The sequence below is a fragment of the Providencia sp. PROV182 genome (genome assembly GCF_028480325.1).
Lineage (GTDB): Bacteria > Pseudomonadota > Gammaproteobacteria > Enterobacterales > Enterobacteriaceae > Providencia > Providencia hangzhouensis.
The window spans coordinates 1-20,046 of the sequence record NZ_JAMPOL010000002.1; the positions used below are offsets into that span (position 1 = coordinate 1).

General features: G+C 40.6%; 21 protein-coding genes. 9 read left to right on the forward strand and 12 right to left on the reverse strand.

The annotated features are described in order from the left end of the window. Window positions 1-99: 99 nt before the first annotated feature. Window positions 100-2,133 (reverse strand): M13 family metallopeptidase, encoded by a 2,034-nt coding sequence (locus PR834_RS01850; RefSeq protein ID WP_272536342.1) that lies wholly within the window; start codon window positions 2,131-2,133, stop codon window positions 100-102. Window positions 2,134-2,448: 315 nt separating this feature from the next. Between PR834_RS01850 and cysB the strand changes: the two genes are divergently transcribed. The 4 genes from cysB to PR834_RS01870 all read left to right on the forward strand — a co-directional run bounded on the left by cysB (window position 2,449) and on the right by PR834_RS01870 (window position 7,850). Next, window positions 2,449-3,423: an HTH-type transcriptional regulator CysB gene (gene cysB / locus PR834_RS01855; protein WP_004254202.1), complete on the forward strand. Its 975-nt coding sequence runs from the start codon at window positions 2,449-2,451 to the stop codon at window positions 3,421-3,423. A 225-nt stretch (window positions 3,424-3,648) separates the two neighbouring features. After that, on the forward strand, window positions 3,649-4,104 hold the full coding sequence (gene tnpA / locus PR834_RS01860; protein WP_272536343.1) for an IS200/IS605 family transposase: 456 nt from the start codon (window positions 3,649-3,651) through the stop codon (window positions 4,102-4,104). Window positions 4,105-4,427: 323 nt separating this feature from the next. Then, window positions 4,428-7,100 (forward strand): aconitate hydratase AcnA, encoded by a 2,673-nt coding sequence (acnA, locus tag PR834_RS01865; RefSeq protein ID WP_196724931.1) that lies wholly within the window; start codon window positions 4,428-4,430, stop codon window positions 7,098-7,100. 306 nt (window positions 7,101-7,406) lie between these two features. Further along, entirely contained in the window at window positions 7,407-7,850 is a 444-nt protein-coding gene (locus PR834_RS01870; protein ID WP_036957705.1) for a hypothetical protein, read from the forward strand. A 110-nt stretch (window positions 7,851-7,960) separates the two neighbouring features. Here the strand turns inward: PR834_RS01870 and hemB are convergent, their stop codons facing one another. Further along, complete coding sequence (gene hemB / locus PR834_RS01875; RefSeq protein ID WP_036957706.1) at window positions 7,961-8,938, reverse strand: porphobilinogen synthase; 978 nt, start codon at window positions 8,936-8,938, stop codon at window positions 7,961-7,963. A 189-nt stretch (window positions 8,939-9,127) separates the two neighbouring features. Next, window positions 9,128-9,724, reverse strand: coding sequence for a GTP cyclohydrolase II (gene ribA / locus PR834_RS01880; RefSeq protein WP_272525722.1), 597 nt, complete (start codon window positions 9,722-9,724; stop codon window positions 9,128-9,130). Window positions 9,725-9,937: 213 nt separating this feature from the next. Here ribA and PR834_RS01885 point away from each other — a divergent pair, with 213 nt between their 5' ends. The 5 genes from PR834_RS01885 (at window position 9,938) to yciH (ending at window position 13,395) form a co-directional block, all read left to right on the forward strand. Beyond that, entirely contained in the window at window positions 9,938-10,660 is a 723-nt protein-coding gene (locus PR834_RS01885; RefSeq protein ID WP_136135096.1) for a phosphatase PAP2 family protein, read from the forward strand. A 145-nt stretch (window positions 10,661-10,805) separates the two neighbouring features. After that, window positions 10,806-11,123 carry a LapA family protein gene (locus PR834_RS01890; protein WP_004254219.1) on the forward strand — a complete coding sequence of 106 codons (318 nt, stop codon included), beginning with the start codon at window positions 10,806-10,808 and terminating at the stop codon, window positions 11,121-11,123. Between the two features lie 6 nt (window positions 11,124-11,129). Further along, on the forward strand, window positions 11,130-12,302 hold the full coding sequence (gene lapB, locus PR834_RS01895; protein WP_004254221.1) for a lipopolysaccharide assembly protein LapB: 1,173 nt from the start codon (window positions 11,130-11,132) through the stop codon (window positions 12,300-12,302). A 44-nt stretch (window positions 12,303-12,346) separates the two neighbouring features. After that, a complete protein-coding gene (pyrF, locus tag PR834_RS01900; protein WP_272536344.1) occupies window positions 12,347-13,072 on the forward strand; it encodes an orotidine-5'-phosphate decarboxylase in 726 nt (241 codons plus the stop codon). Continuing rightward, on the forward strand, window positions 13,069-13,395 hold the full coding sequence (gene yciH, locus PR834_RS01905) for a stress response translation initiation inhibitor YciH (RefSeq protein ID WP_004254225.1): 327 nt from the start codon (window positions 13,069-13,071) through the stop codon (window positions 13,393-13,395). Before pyrF ends, yciH begins: the two co-directional genes overlap by 4 nt. A 71-nt stretch (window positions 13,396-13,466) precedes the next feature. Here yciH and nadS read toward each other — a convergent pair whose 3' ends face one another. From nadS to PR834_RS01950, 9 genes are all read right to left on the reverse strand, one after another. Continuing rightward, window positions 13,467-13,751, reverse strand: coding sequence for a NadS family protein (gene nadS / locus PR834_RS01910; protein ID WP_096863771.1), 285 nt, complete (start codon window positions 13,749-13,751; stop codon window positions 13,467-13,469). 1 nt (window position 13,752) lies between these two features. Beyond that, the gene (locus PR834_RS01915; protein ID WP_036957715.1) at window positions 13,753-14,085 is read right to left on the reverse strand and encodes a type II toxin-antitoxin system RelE/ParE family toxin; all 333 of its coding nucleotides are present in this window, start codon (window positions 14,083-14,085) and stop codon (window positions 13,753-13,755) included. Window positions 14,086-14,236: 151 nt separating this feature from the next. Further along, window positions 14,237-14,455 carry an osmotically-inducible lipoprotein OsmB gene (gene osmB, locus PR834_RS01920; protein WP_272536345.1) on the reverse strand — a complete coding sequence of 73 codons (219 nt, stop codon included), beginning with the start codon at window positions 14,453-14,455 and terminating at the stop codon, window positions 14,237-14,239. A 201-nt stretch (window positions 14,456-14,656) separates the two neighbouring features. Beyond that, complete coding sequence (locus PR834_RS01925) at window positions 14,657-16,600, reverse strand: exoribonuclease II (protein ID WP_272536346.1); 1,944 nt, start codon at window positions 16,598-16,600, stop codon at window positions 14,657-14,659. A 139-nt stretch (window positions 16,601-16,739) separates the two neighbouring features. Further along, window positions 16,740-17,381 (reverse strand): endonuclease III, encoded by a 642-nt coding sequence (gene nth, locus PR834_RS01930; RefSeq protein WP_004254236.1) that lies wholly within the window; start codon window positions 17,379-17,381, stop codon window positions 16,740-16,742. A 19-nt stretch (window positions 17,382-17,400) separates the two neighbouring features. Next, window positions 17,401-18,117 (reverse strand): electron transport complex subunit E, encoded by a 717-nt coding sequence (locus PR834_RS01935; protein WP_094960545.1) that lies wholly within the window; start codon window positions 18,115-18,117, stop codon window positions 17,401-17,403. Next, the gene (rsxG, locus tag PR834_RS01940; RefSeq protein WP_036957719.1) at window positions 18,117-18,746 is read right to left on the reverse strand and encodes an electron transport complex subunit RsxG; all 630 of its coding nucleotides are present in this window, start codon (window positions 18,744-18,746) and stop codon (window positions 18,117-18,119) included. The genes PR834_RS01935 and rsxG overlap by 1 nt, the downstream gene beginning before the upstream one ends. 10 nt (window positions 18,747-18,756) lie before the next feature. Then, window positions 18,757-19,842, reverse strand: a complete 1,086-nt coding sequence (gene rsxD, locus PR834_RS01945) for an electron transport complex subunit RsxD (RefSeq protein WP_004254245.1) — start codon at window positions 19,840-19,842, stop codon at window positions 18,757-18,759. An 11-nt stretch (window positions 19,843-19,853) separates the two neighbouring features. Then, window positions 19,854-20,046 (reverse strand): hypothetical protein (locus PR834_RS01950; RefSeq protein ID WP_272536347.1); only part of this gene is annotated, 193 nt, incomplete at its 5' end.

Genomic DNA, 20,046 nt, shown 5'->3' on the forward strand with positions numbered 1-20,046 from the left:
ACATACTGATGTATGCTCCTAGGGCTCAGCGCCGCTTAATGCCTAGTCATAAAAAGAAGGCTCACGCTAAATTTCGAGCCTTCTTTTGTCATTGATAAATTACCAAATACGAATACGCTGTTCTGGTGCCAAATACAGGGCGTTATTTTTATCAACACCGAATGTTTCGTACCAGTCATCAATATTGCGTACTACGCCATTTGCGCGAAATTGGTTAGGGCTATGAGGGTCCGTCATAATCTTATTACGTTCAGATTCTTTATTTGACAGCTCTTGCCACGTGCGTGCCCAAGCAATGAAGAAACGCTGTAACCCAGTTGTTCCGTCAATAATTGAAGCCTCACCATTTGGGTAGTTTTCTTTGGCAAATTGCTTATAAGCACTTAAGGCAATATTTAACCCACCGAGGTCACCAATATTCTCCCCTAATGTAAGCTCACCGTTCACCTTTAAGCCATCAACAGTAAAGCCGTTATATTGTTCAACAAGCTTAGCTGTTTTCTCTTTAAAGTGGGTTTTAGCGCTCTCACTCCACCAATTACGTAACTGCCCGGTTCCGTCATATAAACTGCCTTGGTCGTCAAAACCATGGCCCATTTCGTGGCCGATGACTGCACCTATTGCGCCATAGTTATAGGCTGGGTCAACATTAGGGTCAAAGAACGGTGCTTGTAAAATTGCAGCAGGGAACACAATTTCATTTTGAACAGGGTTGAAATAGGCATTGACTGTTTGTGGCGTCATTCCCCATTCCCATTGACGAACAGGCTGACCAATTTTGCCAATCATATCATCATATGACCAAGCTAAAACTTGCTTATAATTCTCTAATAATGAATCGGGCTTGAGGTTAATCTCACTGAAATCATTCCATTGGTCTGGATAACCCACTTTAACCGTGAATTGTTCCAATTTTTTAAGGGCTTCTTGGCGAGTAGGCTCATCCATCCAGTCATTGACTTTTAAGCGTGAATTAAATGTTCCTCTCACATAACTAACCAAATCTTTAATTTTTTCTTTAGCTTGAGGGTCGAAATATTGTTCGACGTAAATTTGCCCTAATGGCTCACCTTGGAGTGAGTTAACGGTTTGCAAAGCGCGCTCTTGGCGGGTGCGTTGCTTCTCAATACCATTGAGTTTTTTCGAGTAAAAATCAAACTGTGCATCTGCGATGGTTTGGTTTAAATAACGTGCGTGCTCACTAATATACTGAAAGGTTAAGTAATCTTTTAATGTCGAAACTGGGGTATCTGCAAAAATCTTTGCAGTTTGTTCAACTGCGCTGTCCGTTTCAACGACCACTTTCGCAAGTTGCTTATCAGTTAACTTGCGGCTAGTAATAAAGCTATCCCAATCAAAACCTTGGGTATGGTTTTTCATTTCAGCTAAGGTCATTGCATGGTAATTTTTGATAGTGTCACGGCGGGCCTCAGGGCTCCAATGTACAGTTGCAATCGCTTTTTCTAAATCAAAAATTTTCTGTGCTTTTTGTGTGACATCTTTTTCACCGGCTAGCTCTAACATGGTAGCGATATAAGCGATATAACTTTTTCGAATATCTTCCATTTGCGGTGTGTTATCGAGGTAATAAGTCCGATTAGGTAGCCCTAAGCCGCCTTGGCCGATATAAAGCACATAGGTATCCGGTGCTTTAGCATCTAAGTCTACCCAATAAGAAATCAATGATTTGTAGTCGGGTTGGGTCATTAACTGGCTAATATCACTATGGCTTTTAGCTTTCTTAATGGCATCTAAATCGGATTTTATTGGGGTAATTCCTGCCTGTTCGATAGCCGTTTCATTCAGGTAACTAAGATATAAATTTCGAATATTTCGTTGATTATGCGTAAGTTTGTTTTCGGGGATCTGCTGTAGCTGGTCAATTATCGATTGAATTTGTTTTTCTGTATTTAAGTATAATTCCACAAAAGAGTTAATACGTGGCATACCGGTAGGGATTTGCGCTTTATTTACCCAATCTTCATTCACATAACGGTAAAAATCATTGCCGGGTTCAATCGTGTCAGACAAAACAATTTTTTGTTGTCCATAACTAACTTCTTTTGCCAATAGTGACGGGGCAAAAGAAATAGTCGACATACCAATAATTAAAGCCAAAACATTTAAACGCATGTAACCACCTCTCTTCGTTGAGAATTACGATATCCACTCTAATACGTTAAACCTTGGAGCGAGTGTTCTGCAAAATTTATTTCACTTATTGAACCACATAATGAAATAAAGTTAATCCGTCTTTGCAGTACCTTACTGCTTTTCTTCATTGTAGAGGGTATTTAGATGAAATTTTATCATCATACTGTTTATTCTTCAGAGAATGATGTTATATTGGTTATATCAAATAAATCAATTATAACTATTAGCTATATGTAATATTCTTTAGCTATAGATAGCAAATGCACATTATTCCTGTATGAGGTAGACTGAAATATGAAATTGCAGCAATTACGTTATATTGTTGAAGTGGTTAACCATGACTTGAATGTCTCCTCAACCGCTGAGGGGCTTTTTACGTCACAGCCCGGTATCAGTAAACAAGTGCGGATGCTTGAAGATGAGCTTGGGATCCAAATTTTTGCGCGTAGTGGTAAGCACTTAACGCATGTTACTCCCGCAGGGGAAGAAGTGGTACGGATCTCCCGAGAAGTGCTATCAAAAATAGAAGCGATCCGCTCGGTTGCTGGGGAGCATACTTATCCAGATAGAGGTAGCTTGAGTATTGCCACGACACATACACAAGCTCGTTATGCTTTGCCTCCGACAATCAAAGGTTTTATTGAGCGTTATCCACATGTTTCATTGCACATGCAGCAAGGATCACCAACGCAAATCGCTGAGGAAGTGTGCAAAGGTAACAGTGATTTTGCGATAGCAACCGAAGCATTGCACCTTTATAACGATTTGATTATGTTGCCATGCTACCATTGGAATCGCTGTGTGGTCGTGCAAAAAGACCATCCACTTGCAACGAAAAAAAATGTCACTATTGAAGATATCTCTGAATATCAAATTGTAACCTATACTCATGGGTTTACTGGCCGTTCAGAATTAGATGTGGCATTTCAGAAAATTGGTCTTGAGCCCAAAATTATTTTTACTGCAACCGATGCTGACGTGATTAAAACCTATGTTAGATTAGGGTTAGGGATCGGTATTATCGCGAGTATGGCCGTTGACCCTGTTAGTGATAGCGATTTAGTTGTGATTGATATGCGTGATAAGTTCAGCTATAGCACAACCAAGATTGGTTTTAAACGTACTAGTTTCTTGCGTAGTTATATGTATGATTTTATGTGGCGTTTCGCACCGCATCTAACCCGTGATGTGGTCGATAAAGCGGTTGCTATACGTAACAATGAAGAAATTGAAGAGTTTTTTAAAGATATGAAACTGCCTATCATTTAATTTCTTTATATTTTTGCCTTGTCATAATTTGTAAGTAGGAACCCTAGTGATCGTATTTCTAGGGTTTTTATTATGGCTTTAGCCAGTTTAAGTCGCGCTAGCGTCTTAAACATAAAACCACCTGCTTTGCGGGTGGAGTTAAAGGGTTATACCAAGAAAAACACCTTTCCGTTACGATATAGATGTTCAAGCTAATATTCGTAACCTAAATAAGGAAAGGTGTTTATGGGCATTAAAGCACAAAGCTCAGCGCATACAAAGTGGCTGTGTAAATACCATATCGTCTTTTCGCCGAAATTCAGACGGAAAGTGATTTTTAATAATATTCGTTCAAGTGTGGGTGAGATTTTACGAGACCTTTGTAAGTATAAAGGCGTTGAAATAATCGAGGGTCATCTCATGCCGGATCATGTTCATATGTTAGTCAGTATTCCCCCAAAGCTGAGTGTTTCAAGCTTTATGGGTTATTTGAAGGGTAAAAGTTCGTTGATGATCTTTGATAGACATGTGAATTTAAAATATAAATTTGGCAATAGGAAGTTTTGGGCGGAAGGTTACTACGTCAGTACGGTAGGGCTAAATGAAGCGACAATCCAGAAGTATATCAGAGAGCAAGAAAAGTCAGATTTAATCTCAGATAAATTAAGTACGAAAGAACATGTAGACCCCTTCAAGGGGTAGGCCAAAGTAACAAAGACATTAGCTTGAACGAAGAGAAAGTAGCGTCATTTAGGCGCAGTCGGTAACAAGCCCTTATAGGGCTAGAGCAAACCACCCGCTATGCGGGTGGTTATGATTATTATTACCGAGTTGGTGTACTTAGTTTTTTCCTGACTTATTTCCCTTCTTATCTTAAATTTCCTATTATTAATAGAGAAAAATTCAATATTTGGCACAAAATCTATAAATCAAATTTCTAGAGCAACTATGATTACAATTGGTTAACAAAAAATAATGGTGGTAAATACAAATATTGCCATAGCCATAAAAACCAAGGAGGAGTTATGTCGTTGAGTCTAAAAACAACGAGTGCTTCGACACTCAATGTTGGAAACAAGCAGTATAATTACTTCAGTTTAGCGATTGCTGAAAAAAAGCTCGGTGAGGGGACTAAATTACCTAAGTCATTAAAAGTTTTACTCGAAAATCTATTACGTCATATTGATGGCACCTCAGTTGTCGAACAAGATTTACAAGCAATAATTGACTGGCAAAAAAACGCGCATGCAGATAGAGAAATTGCTTATCGCCCAGCGCGTGTTCTCATGCAAGACTTCACGGGTGTTCCTGCTGTTGTTGACCTTGCCGCTATGCGTGAAGCAGTTAAATCCCTTGGCGGCAATGTTGAGCAAGTAAACCCGTTGTCACCTGTTGATTTAGTGATTGACCACTCGGTGATGGTGGATGAGTTTGCAACCGAATCAGCATTTGGCGATAACGTTGAAATTGAAATGGCGCGTAACCATGAACGTTATTTATTTTTACGTTGGGGCCAAAAAGCATTTAATCGTTTTCAAGTAGTGCCGCCGGGTACCGGTATCTGTCACCAAGTTAATTTAGAATACCTTGGCAAGGCAGTATGGTATGAAGAAATTGACGGTAAATTATATGCCTATCCCGATACTTTAGTGGGTACGGACTCTCATACGACGATGATCAATGGGTTAGGTGTGTTAGGTTGGGGTGTCGGTGGTATTGAAGCTGAAGCCGCGATGTTAGGCCAACCGGTTTCAATGCTGATCCCTGATGTTGTTGGTTTTAAATTAACAGGGAAATTATCCGAAGGGATAACGGCAACCGACCTTGTATTGACGGTAACACAAATGCTACGTCAACATGGTGTTGTGGGTAAATTTGTTGAATTTTATGGTGATGGCCTAGCGGATTTACCATTAGCAGACCGAGCAACGATTGCGAATATGTCACCAGAATATGGCGCAACTTGTGGTTTTTTCCCTGTTGATGAAGTGACGCTATCTTATATGCGTTTAACTGGGCGCAGTGATGATGAAATTGCGCTGGTGGAAGCTTATAGCAAAGAACAGGGTTTGTGGCGTTATGCAGGTGATGAACCTATTTTTACCAGTACACTTGAGTTAGACATGTCGACGGTTGAATCCAGCTTAGCAGGCCCTAAACGTCCGCAAGATAGAGTTGAACTCAGCCAAGTACCAAAAGCATTTCGCGGTGCAGTAGAGTTAGAAGTTAATAAAAAAATTCAATCGAGCTATCCTTCTGTTAAATATCAAAATAAAACTTTTGAGTTAACCGATGGTGCAGTCGTTATTGCGGCAATTACATCTTGTACGAATACGTCGAACCCAAGTGTATTAATGGCTGCAGGACTATTAGCGAAAAAAGCCGTTGAAAAAGGGTTAGTCCGTCAGCCATGGGTTAAATCATCATTGGCACCGGGTTCAAAAGTTGTCACTGATTATCTTGCTGTCGCGGGTTTAACGCCTTATTTAGATAAGCTCGGATTCAATCTTGTCGGATATGGATGCACAACATGTATTGGTAATTCAGGCCCATTACCAGAACCAATAGAAGAGGCGATTAAACAAGCGGATCTTACCGTTGGCGCTGTGCTATCGGGTAACCGTAACTTTGAAGGGCGAATTCATCCATTGGTGAAAACCAACTGGTTAGCATCACCGCCACTTGTTGTTGCATATGCTCTGGCGGGTAACATGAATATCAACTTGAAAACCGATCCTATCGGTGTCGATAAATCAGGTAACGATGTTTATTTGAAAGATATTTGGCCATCGAGTGCTGAAATTGCCCAAGCTGTACAGCAAGTTAAAACAGACATGTTCCGCAAAGAATATAATGCGGTCTTTGAAGGTGATGACGCTTGGAGAGCATTGAAAGTTGAAAGCTCTTCAACTTATCACTGGCAAGAAGACTCAACTTATATTCGCCATCCACCTTTCTTTGAAGGTATGCAAGTTCAGCCAGCACCGGTCAAAGATATTCATGGTGCAAATATTTTAGCGATCCTCGGCGACTCGGTAACTACTGACCATATTTCTCCTGCAGGGAATATCAAAAAAGAGAGTCCAGCGGGGCGTTATCTGCAAGAACACGGCGTTGCTGTTGCAGATTTCAACTCTTATGGCTCGCGTCGTGGTAACCATGAAGTGATGATGCGAGGAACATTTGCAAATATTCGTATTCGCAATGAAATGGTGCCGGGTGTAGAGGGGGGATATACCTTACATATACCGACAGGCAAACAAATGGCGATTTATGATGCGGCAATGCTGTATCAACAAGAAAATCGCCCACTGGCCATAATCGCCGGGAAAGAATATGGTTCAGGTTCTAGCCGAGATTGGGCAGCTAAAGGCACGAATTTATTAGGTGTGAGAGTTGTCATTACTGAATCATACGAGCGTATCCACCGTTCTAATTTGATTGGCATGGGGGTTATACCTTTAGAATTTAAAGATGGGGTATCTCGTAAAACTCTCGGGTTAAAAGGTGATGAACGCATTGATGTCACAGGGCTTCAGTCAATTACCCCAGGGCAGGATATCACGGTGAAAATCACTTATGGTAATGGGGATATAAAAGAAGTTATAACTCGCTGTCGTATTGATACCGCAACGGAGATGGATTATTACCGTCACGGTGGTATTTTGCATTATGTGATAAGGCAGATGCTACATTAATCATTATTAATCATTAAATTATGACACTTCAACGCCTGTAAGATTGTATCCTACGGGCGTTTTTATTTTTTAATATTTAATCTTATTTATCAATCTTGTTTTTTCTCAATATTTTTGATGGCAATCTACGTTATGGTGTTAAATAGACGGTAAATTAAAGGAGAAAATAGTCGCAACTAGGCTAAATGAAAATAGGGTGAAGTTCGCCATAAATAAGTTTCTTTGTGCAAAATAATTGAATGTAATAGCTTTAGCATGGGGCACCATGTGACTGAGCTTATCGAAAACACTATTAAGGAAATGAGTATGGCAGATATCAATGAAACCGATTTCTATAAAGGGGCATTGTGGGCAGCAGATATCTTATTAACCACATCCCATTTTGATGGTGCGAACGAAGAGGTTCGTGACATTTTGGAGCACATACCTAACTTATATTCTATTGTGATGAGAACACCTGAAACGGAAGTCCATGATTTGCGTTTATATGCAGACAAAGAATTTCCACTCGGCTTAAATGCAGATTATACCGCCATTACCATTGCGCCATTACAAGACTACTTTGATATTCTGCCGATGCCCGATCAAAACCCTGAAAGTATTACGGTTGAAGTTGATTACTGGGGAGTGGTCGCAACAACATCTGCGGGTAAACAAGATTTATTGATTGCTGGTTTGGCAACGGCAGAGCAAGCACAGCATTATGCGCAAACACTAACTCAACAACTTGAATTGCAAAGAGCAAAATAGCCATTTGGTTGTTAATTGGTCGATTTAAGTATTATTATTCAACAAAAATGACAAAAACCTGCATTACTGTAATTATATACAGTGGTGCAGGTTTCTTTAACTGAAAGAGATTATAGCGCGTTGGCTTCGGCTAATTGTAAAGCGAAATAAGTGAAAATAAGATCAGCCCCTGCGCGTTTGATTGACCCCAGTGTTTCAAGAGCCACACGAGTTTCATCAATTGCACCCGCTTGAGCAGCAAATTTAATTTGTGCATATTCGCCACTGACTTGATAAGCACCGATAGGTAATTGGGTATGCTCACGTAAATCACGAATAATATCCAAATAAGCCCCAGCAGGTTTAATCATTAGCGCGTCAGCACCTTCACGTTCATCAATTAGTGATTCATGTAGTGCTTCACGGCGGTTCATTGGGTTCATCTGATACGTTTTTCTATCCCCTTTAAGGCATGAACCCGCTGCATCTCGGAATGGGCCATACAGTGCTGAAGCAAATTTTGTGGAGTAAGACATAATGGCGGTGTCTGTAAAACCAGCTTCATCAAGTGCATGACGAATTGCGGCAACTTGGCCATCCATTGCCGCAGAAGGGGCAATAAAATCAGCACCTGCACGTGCAGCGGCAACCGCTTGTAAACCTAGATTATGGATGGTTGCATCGTTATCAACGATATGGCCGTGCATGACACCACAGTGACCATGGGAAGTGTATTCACAAAAACAGGTGTCAGACATCACTATCATTTCAGGGACGGTTTCTTTACAGATACGTGACATACGTGCCACTAAACCATTTTCTTGCCATGCATCACTACCATTATCATCAAGATGATGGGAAACCCCAAAGGTCATCACTGATTTTATTCCTGCATTTGCGATACGCTCAATTTCATAAGCAAGGCGTTTTTCAGGAATACGCATAACACCCGGCATGCTGTTGATTGGCATATAATCGTCGAGTTCTTCTTCAACAAAAATTGGCAAGCAAAGGTCATTAATAGAAAGGTGAGTTTCTTGGAATAAAGTGCGGAGTTTTTCAGTTTTACGCAATCTTCTCATGCGTTGAATGGAATGCAGGTTGTTCACAGTATCTCCTGGTAGTATACGGAATAAACCTCAAAAACTCAGTTTATTCGTCAGGGTAATCAGATGGCTAACAGTATAAACCTTATGGAAAGAAAGTGAATATAGCCGTGGATAAATGGCACACTTTGAATGGTGATAATGAAATAGGAAAAATAAAGGGAAGAGCAGAACACTCTTCCTTTGCTGAGGTCATTGGTGCTTAAATAGCATATGGCCCATTTTTTCTGCTTTAACGTCAAGATAATGTTCATTACTTGGGTTGCGGCCAACGATCAACGGAACACGTTCTACCACGTTAATTCCAGCTTCACGCATAATATCGATTTTTCTCGGGTTATTCGTCAATAAGCGGACTTCATTTATCCCCAATAACTTATACATATCAGAGCATAAGGTAAAATCACGTTCATCCGCTTTAAAGCCTAACTTAATGTTAGCTTCAACCGTATCTAAGCCTTGATCTTGCAATGCATAAGCTCGGATTTTATTCAGCAAGCCAATATTTCGGCCTTCTTGACGATGGTAAAGTAATACCCCTCGGCCTTCTTTACTAATCTGAGAGAGTGCGGCTTCTAATTGAAAACCACAATCGCAACGTAGACTAAATAACGCATCTCCTGTTAAACATTCGGAGTGGATCCGGCTGAGTACCGGTTCACTTCCTGAGATATCGCCAAAAATTAACGCTACATGATCACGACCGGTTGCGATTTCTTCAAAACCCACCATCAAAAATTCACCAAAAGGTGTAGGGAGCTTAGCTTCGGCAACGCGTTTTAGCTGCATATTTTCTTTCATTAGTTAAAGTAACTCTTGCTTAATTAATAACGTTTATCGATATAAAGTAGCTTAACTATAATACATCGATGCTATATGACGTTTAGCATATAGAGGTTGGTATTCTTTGCACACGACCAACGCTGTATTACTATAACAGAGTTAATAATAGGTGAATGGAATATTTGTATATTTAATAGAACTTTATTTGGAACACGTTGAATGAAAAAAACTGTTTTGGTCGTTTGTACTTTTGCATTGTTATTAATTATGCCTCCCATGGTGATGATAGTTACAGGGTGGCATTGGTCACCAGAAACCCAGTTTAACTCAATGAAATGGATACTCTGGCTGACAGACACTGCGGGAGCACCTTATAGTATTTTAACGTCTCTGTTATTTCTTGGCGCAGTTGCATTTATTTTTCGTTCAGAAAAAAAACAGCGACTGAAAATATTGCTTGTTCTTGTTGGTATTGTATTACTGCAGCAAGGTTTGAAGACGGCATTAAAAAGTACGTTTAAAGAGCCTCGCCCTTATGTGGAATGGCTGGCAACCGAATATCAAATTCCTTCATCAGACTTTTATGCGTTAAAACGAAGTGAACGAGCAAAATTAATTAAAGACACCGTCAAACAAGATGAATATATAGCGAAATGGCAGCGTAAACACTGGCAAGCAGAAACCGGATACTCTTTTCCTTCTGGTCATATGTTATTTGCGGCTGGCTGGGCATTGTTTTTAATTGCGCTTTTTTGGCAACAACGTTTATACGTTTTATCGATAGGGCTCGCTATTTGGGCTGAGGGTATTGCATTTAGTCGTATGTTGTTGGGCATGCATTGGCCTATTGATATAATTACTTCAGTGATCATCAGTGCGTGTTTTGCCTTATTTGGTTATTATATTTTGCGAGCATGGGGAATACTGAGTAAAACCGATTAATCTTTCATCAAGTTAACCATTATTAGGGGAGATCTGACTTAAATCTCTCATTGTATAAAATAAATTGCTTTGTCTGAATGCGTTGGAAATGCTACCTTAACAGGTAGATATTATTGGATGAATAGAACTGATAACGGGAATAAATGTGAAATATTTTCTGATTTTATTACTAGCGGTCGCTTTTTTTATTATTTCGATTACGCTAGGTTCAAGCAATGATCAGGTTATTACATTTAACTACCTGATTGCAAAAGGGGATTTTTCATTATCGACCCTTCTTGCATCACTTTTTGGTGTCGGTTTTGTGCTAGGTTGGCTAGTTTGTGCTGTGTTTTATTTACGAGTCATTGTTAGCCTGAAAAACGCACGTCGTAAAATTAGACGTTTAGAATCACAATTAGGTGCTGGAGAAAGTCATATTTCCGATTCAACCTCATTAGTGACGACTCAGAACAAGGAATAATCCTGTATGTTCGAGTTGCTGTTTCTGCTGCTACCAGTTGCTGCTGCTTACGGTTGGTACATGGGGCGCAGAAGTGCTCAACAAGATAAGCAACAACATGCGAATCGCTTGTCACGTGATTATGTGACAGGCGTTAACTTCCTATTGTCTAATCAACAAGATAAAGCTGTCGATTTATTCCTCGATATGCTGAAAAATGAAGATAGCTCTGCTTTTGAAGCGCACCTCACGTTGGGAAATTTATTCCGTTCTCGTGGTGAAGTTGAACGCGCCATTCGTATTCACCAGTCGCTGGTGGAAAGCGCCGCTTTATCATTTGAACAACGCTTATTAGCAACTCAACAACTCGGTCGAGATTACATGGCTGCTGGGGTTTATGACCGAGCAGAAAACATGTTTCAACAATTGACGGATGAAGTCGATTTCAAACAAAGTGCCTTACAATCCCTGTTAAATATTTATCAATTAACCAGTGATTGGACAAAAGCTATTGAAACGGCAGGTAAACTGGTTAAATTAGGGCACACAGAACTACGTGAGCAAATTGCACATTTTTATTGTGAATTAGCCACTCAACAACTTGCTAGTGATGATCTCGAAGATGCACTGATCTTTTTAAATAAGGCAGAGCAAGCCGACAACCACTGCGCTCGGGTCTCAATTATGAAAGGGCGCTTGTTCATCGAACAAGGTAATTACGACAAAGCAATTCATGTCCTAAAACAAGTCTATGAGCAAGATAGAGAGCTCGTCGCTGAAACGCTACCTTTGCTGTTTGATTGCTATCAACATACTGGCCAAGCCGATGAGTGGGAAGATTACCTACGTCAGTGTGTTGCGGGTAACTCAGGGGCTATTGCAGAGCTTTATTTAGCGGATATTATTGTTGAAAAGCAAAATCACGAAGCCGCTGCAAATTATATTAATGACCAAATTCAACGTCATCCTACCATGCGTTTATTTTATCGTTTAATGGATTACCATCTTGAAGAAGCTGAAGATGGAAGGGCAAAAGAAAGTTTGATTTTGCTACGAAAAATGGTAGGGGAGCAAATTCGTACCAAACCCGATTATCGTTGCCATAAATGTGGGTTTACATCACGTGCATTATATTGGCATTGCCCATCTTGTCGCTCGTGGGACACGATTAAACCTATTCGTGGGCTAGATGGGCAGTGACAGCGTCACTTTTTAAATAATAACGACTCTTTAAAGGCTAAGAAATGATTTCCTCAACTGAGAACCACACACATTCACCAATTATTGTGGCACTTGACTATGAAAATGCTAATGAGGCTTTGGCTTTTGTGGATCGCATTGACCCACGTGATTGTCGCTTAAAAGTAGGCAAAGAAATGTTTACTTTTAATGGTCCTCAATTTGTTAAGTCACTCCATGATCGTGGTTTTGATGTTTTCTTAGATTTGAAGTTTCATGATATTCCAAATACTGTTGCCCGAGCGGTTGCAGCTGCGGCTGAAATGGGGGTATGGATGGTTAATGTTCATGCAAGTGGTGGTGCTCGTATGATGGAGGCGGCACGCCAATCTCTTGAGCCTTATGGTAAAGAGGCGCCATTACTCACAGCAGTAACCGTATTAACGAGTATGGATGAATCTGACCTCATTGGTGTTGGGATTAACCTGTCACCAGCTGCTCATGCAGAGCGTTTGGCCTTATTAACCAAACAATGCGGGCTAGATGGTGTTGTTTGCTCTGCTCATGAAGCCCAACGTTTAAAACAAATTTGTAGTGTCGATTTCAAATTAGTTACCCCAGGTATTCGCCCAACGGGAAGTGATGTTGGGGACCAACGCCGCATTATGACACCACAAGATGCAGTGAAGGCGGGTGTGGATTATATGGTGATTGGTCGTCCGATTACGCGTAGTGAAAACCCAACTGCCACATTACAACAAATCAATCAGTCTATTGAGGGTTTGCTATGAGTGATTCAAATAGTCGTCTTGTTTACAGTACAGAAACAGGGCGTATTGCTGAAGATAAACCCAAAATTGAAAGGCCTAAAGGTGATGGTATTGTGCGGATCCGCCGTGAGACATCAGGTCGTAAAGGAAAAGGGGTTTGTGTTGTAACTGGACTTGACCTTGAAGACAGCGAATTAGCTAAATTAGCGGCTGATCTTAAAAAGAAGTGTGGCTGTGGCGGAGCTGTCAAAGACGGTAACGTTGAAATTCAAGGCGATAAACGTGATGTTATCAAACAGTACCTTGAGGCGAAAGGTTTTCAAGTTAAGTTAGCTGGTGGCTGATAGGTTCGAAAATTTTACTGTTTGTCATGAGTGGCTACTTAGAAAGCCACTCATTTATAACGAAGAAGTGGTCAAATTGCTGCTAACTCAGCAAATAAAGCTGGGTTACGTTTAATGGCGATGAGTATTTTAGCTGCTAGCCCTGTTGGGTTTCGTCGTTTAAGTTCCCAACTTTTAATTGTATCTAGGCTAGTTCCTAGTGCATGAGCTAATTCGCTTTGGGAAACATTCAGTTGTTCTCGAATAGCTTTGACATCAGTAATTTCGTAACGAGTAACATTAGCGGCTTTTTGATGGCCTTGTTTTATTTCAACAGCTTCTTCTAAAGAGGCTTTTAATTCGTTGAATATACTCATTTTATACCTCATTTTTTAGTAATTTCGTTAGTTTCTTTAATTCTGCTTTTTCTAAGTCATTTAGCGTATCTTTGACATTTTTTGGATAAGCCATTATAAAATAAATAATTTCTGCTGTAGCTAGGAAATAAATAACTCGTACACTTGCACTTTTTCCTTTATTACCAGTTGCCATCCTAATTTTACGAAGCCCACCCGTTCCTTGGATGATATCGCCTTTATCTGGCCATGCGATAAGTTCATTTTGTAATATCCTAAGTTCTTCTTGTGTGGCGATAGATTGGATTTGTTTGGTAAAAAAGCTGGTTTCAATAAATTCAATTGCGTGACTCACAGGGTTCCCTCCCTTTGTATTAATTGCAAGTGTACTTTGTACACTTTTTGCCGTCAATAGTTTAATAGATTATCGGATATAAAAAATAAAATAGCGTTCATACTGAACGCTATTTTAGATTAAGGAGAGCGACTAAAGGATATTATGAGATTTATTTGCCTACTTGGTGTCCAATAATTCCGCCAATAGCCGCACCACCTACGGTTCCTATGGAACTTCCGCCTGTCAATACAGCGCCACCAACAGCTCCTACACCGGCACCAATCGCTGTGTTTTTATCGCGTTTAGACATATTTGAACAGGCACTGACGCTGATAGCGACAGTAGCTATCACTATGAATGATAAAATACGTTTGCTTACTGTGTTCATTTTAATGACCCTTAATACAGATTTAACAGTTAACAAAATATCATGATAGGTAAATTTACGAATAAGAATAATCAGGAAAAAATATGGAAAAGTGTTTGCAGTTTAACGTTTAATGCGAATTTTAGGTTGTAAAAAAGTAGATAGAAAAATAAAAGACCATAGGTTTCAAACTATGGTCTTTAAAGAGTAGCAGAAAAGCTGTTATTTGGCTGGTCTAGCGACGATATTACGTGTTTCCATACGAACTTCATTAATGGTGACATTGATAATATCGTTAAGTTGGTAAGCTATTTCACCTTTAACAAGTACATTACCTGTTTCTTGGCTACATTGGATCTCATCACGAACACTATGAATAAAAGGCGCAGGAACAAAAGCTACAGCACCATTATCTACCAAACGGACTCTTACGCCACCGCGAGTGATATCAATAATTTCAGCTGGGAATTTGGTATCCGTACCTTCAAAAGGTTTTAAGTAACGAGAATAGAGCCAATCACCCACATCACGTTCAGCCATGCGGTTTGCACGACGACGTTCGGCTAACTTGATTGATAATTCTTCGGATGGCTTATTCGTTGAAGGTTTACCAGCAATAATAGATTTGATTAAACGGTGGTTGACGATATCGGTATATTTACGAATTGGTGAAGTCCAAGTCGCATAAGCTTCAAACCCTAAACCGAAATGCGGGCCGGGCTCAGCTTTGACTTCTGCGAAAGTTTGGTAACGGCGAATGCGGCTATCGAGGAATTGGGTCGGCTGTGCATCTAGTTGACGGCGTAGTTGGCGGAAGCCTTCTAGTGATAATAATGATTCAGCCGTTGTTTCAATGCCATTATCTTTAAGCGTTTGCACGACTTGGTCAATTTGTAGGGGTTCAAAGCCCATATGCACATTAAATACGCCAAATCCTAATTTTTCTTTCAGTACTGCGGCAGCACAGAGGTTAGAGGTGATCATGGCTTCTTCAACAATGCGATTAGAGCTGCGGCGACGTTCAGTCACGATATCAACCACAATTCCTTTGTCATCTAATACAAAGCGGTAATCAGGGCGATCTTTGAACACGAGTGCATTGTTTTCGCGCCATAGTAAACGCCTATCTGCCATTTCTTTAAGCAGCAAAATTTGTTGTTTGTCAGTGTCATTTTCTGGCTGCCAACTGCCTGTATTTTCAAGCCAATCAGAGACTTCGTCATAAACTAATTTAGATTTTGATTCGACCCAAGCGCTGAAAAACTCAATATTATCGTCAATGCGACCATCTTGTTTGATGAGTGCAATGCAGACTAAAGCTGGGCGACGTTCATTTGGGCGCAAAGAGCACAGGTCGTCAGATAATTTGCGCGGTAGCATTGGAATATTAAAACCCGGTAAATAGTTGGTGTAGCCACGGGCTAAAGCCAGTTTATCGAGTTCGCTACCTTCTGGTATATAGCTTGTTGGGTCAGCAATAGCGATATACAGTTTTAAGTCACCATTATCGGTTTTTTCAACATAGAGTGCGTCATCTATATCTTCAGTACTTGCATTGTCTATGGTCGTAAAGTGCAAGTGAGTTAAATCAACTCGTTCAATACCTTGGTCATCACGTTCGCTATCAACCATTTGCGGTTCATTACGATCTAATTGGTGACGGCGTAACGTTACCCACCATGGTGCAAAATGATCATCTCCGTCAGTGATAAACTCAGTAATTTCAGCGTAGAAGGTTTTATCGCCTTTTAATGGATGGCGTCGCATTTGTGCAACAACCCAATCATCTTGCTTAAACTCATGAGTAATGCCATTGATAGGACGGCAAGAAATCATATCCTTCAGTAATGGGTGATCGGGAATGACAAATAAACGGTTATCATTTTCTTTCTTTTGTATTTTCCCAACAAACCTATCTAAAAAAGGTTCTACCAGTTCTTCTGGTTCTGCAAATTCACGGTCTTTATCGGTATGAACCGCAGCAATAACACGATCACCATGCATGACCTTTTTCATTTGAGGAGGCGGAATGAAATAGCTTTTTTGGCCATCAACTTCGAGGAAGCCAAAGCCTTTTTCTGTACTTTTTACCAGCCCTTCGACGCGTGGGGTTTGGGCATGTAGTTTTTGTTTAAGCTGTGCGAGCAGTGGGTTGTCTTGGAACATACTTACCGTTTAATTAATATTGGGTTTGGCTCTATTGTTACGTAAGACAAAGTCTTAGAGCAAGGAAAAAATGCGTTACCGGCTAGATTCATGATTAAAAGTATCGTTTATCTATAACCTATTCAAAATAGTATCTTGGTCAATCTTCTGGATATATTTTATCTTTAAATTCGCATAAATCTTCGATAATACAAGAGCCACAGCGGGGTTTGCGGGCAATACAAGTATAACGTCCATGCAAAATAAACCAATGGTGACAATCTACTTTAAACTCTGCAGGTACAACTTTAAGGAGTTTGTCTTCAACTTCAACGACATTCTTACCAGGAGCAAAGTTAGTACGATTGCAGACACGGAAAATATGCGTGTCAACGGCGATAGTCGGCCAGCCAAATGCGGTATTAAGAACCACATTTGCCGTTTTGCGGCCAACACCCGGTAAAGCTTCTAAAGCCTCTCGGTTTTCAGGGACTTGGCTGTTGTGCTTTTCGATTAAAATTTGACAGGTTTTATAGACGCTTTCAGCTTTGGTATTAAATAAGCCAATGGTTTTAATGTACTCTTTTATTCCATCCACACCGAGTGCCATAATAGCTTCAGGCGTATTAGCTACAGGATATAGCTTTGCTGTCGCTTTATTGACACTCACGTCAGTAGCTTGAGCTGATAATAAAACGGCGATTAATAGCTCAAAAGGGGAGTTAAATTCTAACTCCGTTGTAGGGTGTGGGTTGTTATCCCGTAGACGAGTTAGAATTTCAATGCGTTTTGATTTATTCATTGCTCACAAAATATCGTTGTTAAGAAATATGGCTGCCGCAACCTTGCTGTTTTTCATATTCACGTTCTGGTTGAATACCAGATTGTCGTGCGGCTCTTTTTTTCATTTTTTCATCAATTAAGTATTTCGCAGCTAATAGTAGTGCTAGGCCAATGAAGGCACCAGGCGGTAGCATAGCGAGTAAAAATGGGGAATCAAGGTGTAACACTTCAATACGAAGGGAGGTAGCCCAAGAACCGAGTAACAAGTCAGCGCCATCAAATAAGGTCCCATTCCCTAAAACTTCACGAATTGCTCCTAGAACAAGCAAGGTCGCGGTTGCACCTAAGCCCATAGCAAACCCATCAAGGGCAGATAGCCCAACAGGATTACGAGATGCATAGGCTTCTGCGCGTCCAATCACAATGCAGTTGGTAACGATTAACGGAATAAAAATCCCAAGTGACTCATACAAACCAAAAGCATATGCGTTGATTAACATTTGTACCGCGCTAACAACAGAAGCAATAATCATCACATAAATAGGGATGCGAATTTCTGATGGCACCCAACGACGTAAAGCAGAAACGGCAACATTAGTACAAACTAAGACTAATGTGGTCGCTAAGCCTAGTCCTAATGCATTGGTTGCTGTTGATGACACAGCGAGCAGCGGACAAAGCCCTAATAATTGAACTAATGCAGAGTTGTTTTTCCACAAACCTTGCACTAATAAGTCTTTAGATGAATCGCTCATTATTCGTCCCCACAGCGTGGATAATTCGATAATTGTTGTGGAATTTGTTGCATAAATACCGCAGTACGTTTAGTGGCATTGACGACTGCTCTGGGTGTAATTGTTGCCCCAGTAAACTGATCAAATTCACCTCCATCTTTTTTAACTGCCCATTTAGGGTCATTATCAGAGGTTATTTTTTTACCACTAAAATAAGTAATCCAATCAGATATTCGTGTCTCAATTTTGTCACCAAGCCCAGGTGTTTCATGATGTTCTGTAACACGAGTTCCCAGTACTGTACCGTGAAAATCTGTACCGACTAATAAATGTATAGCGCCTGAGTAGCCGTCTAATGCGGTTGTTTCCAAGGCAGCAGCAACAGGTTCGCCATTTTTACGGGCTAGATACAAGCGCCTAGGTTGTTTATTACCCAGTATGGCCTCATTAGTGACTAAATAACACTCTTTTGCGAGGTCGTTATCGTATAAATCACTTGGTATTACTTGGTCGAGTAGTTTTTTCTGAACAATAGCAGCTTGCTCAGCAATAGTCTCTTTCGTTAACGTGTACACCGCAGCGCTAAGCGCAGTGGTTCCTGCTGCAAAGATGGCTAACGTTACCCCATGGCGTCTCATCGTGTTCAACATACGGTTATCCTTACTTATGTCCATGACCGTACGCACGAGGCTGCGTATAGTAATCAATTAATGGAACAGTAATATTGGCGAGTAACACGGCAAAAGCAACAGCGTCAGGGTAACCACCGTATACACGGATCACCCAAACAAGAAAACCGATAATCACACCAAAAATAATCCGTCCCTTAGGCGTTGTCGATGCGGTTACAGGGTCAGTGGCAATAAAAAATGCCCCTAGCATAGTGGCACCAGACAATAAATGAACCCATGGCGACGCATGTTGGCTATCATCAATTAAATAACTAACAATAGATAAAACTGCCAATGTACCTAAGAACGAAACCGGAATATGCCAGCTAATAATACGGCGCTGTAATAAGAACAAACCACCCACTAAATAGCCAATATTCACCCATTGCCAACCAATTCCCGCTAAGGAACCTTGTAAAATAGGTTGTTGTAATACTTCAGAAATAGAATGAGTCAGTAGGCCCGTTTTAAAGCTATCAAGCGGGGTCGCTTGGCTCATGCCATCAATGCCTGTACGTAGTTGCTCGAGGGTAATACCTGTTGGAGTATGGCCACTGAGAATAATGGATAGGCTATCAAGTGCAGAAATCGACATATTTTGTAATTCATGCGGAGGTAGCCAGTTTGTCATGTGAACAGGGAATGATATTAGCAAAACGACATAACCCACCATCGCAGGGTTAAAAGGGTTTTGCCCCAATCCACCATAACATTGCTTAGCAATCGTAATAGCAAAAAATGTCCCTAATACGATCATCCACCAAGGTGAGAGCGGAGGTAGGCTGATAGCTAATAATAATGCGGTCACAATGGCGGAATTATCTTTTAGTACAGGAACCACAGGTTGTTGGCGTAAACGAATAGAAACTGCTTCTGTGATAACCGCTGTTAGCACCGCTAAAATAATTTGGTATAAGGTGCCAACGCCAAAGAAATAAACTTGAGCAGCAATACCCGGTATTGCTGCTAAAAGTACCCAAAGCATCACTAAACTGGTGCTTTGATTGTTATGAGTAAATGGTGCGCTAGCAATTTTTAAACGGCGATTTTTCGCATCAATTGGCCTAAATTTCATCTCGTTATCACTTACTCTGTAGTCGTTTGTTCATGTTGTTTTTGTGCTTGCTTTGCTTTTACTCGCGCGATCGCAGCGGCAACGGCAACTTTTCGAGGGTCGGTTTCCTCTTCAATGGGTTGTTCAGCGGCGGGTGTAAGCTCTTCTTGTGCGAGTTGTTCTGCTTGAGCTGCTTTTTTGGCTTTCGCTCGTGCAATGGCGGCC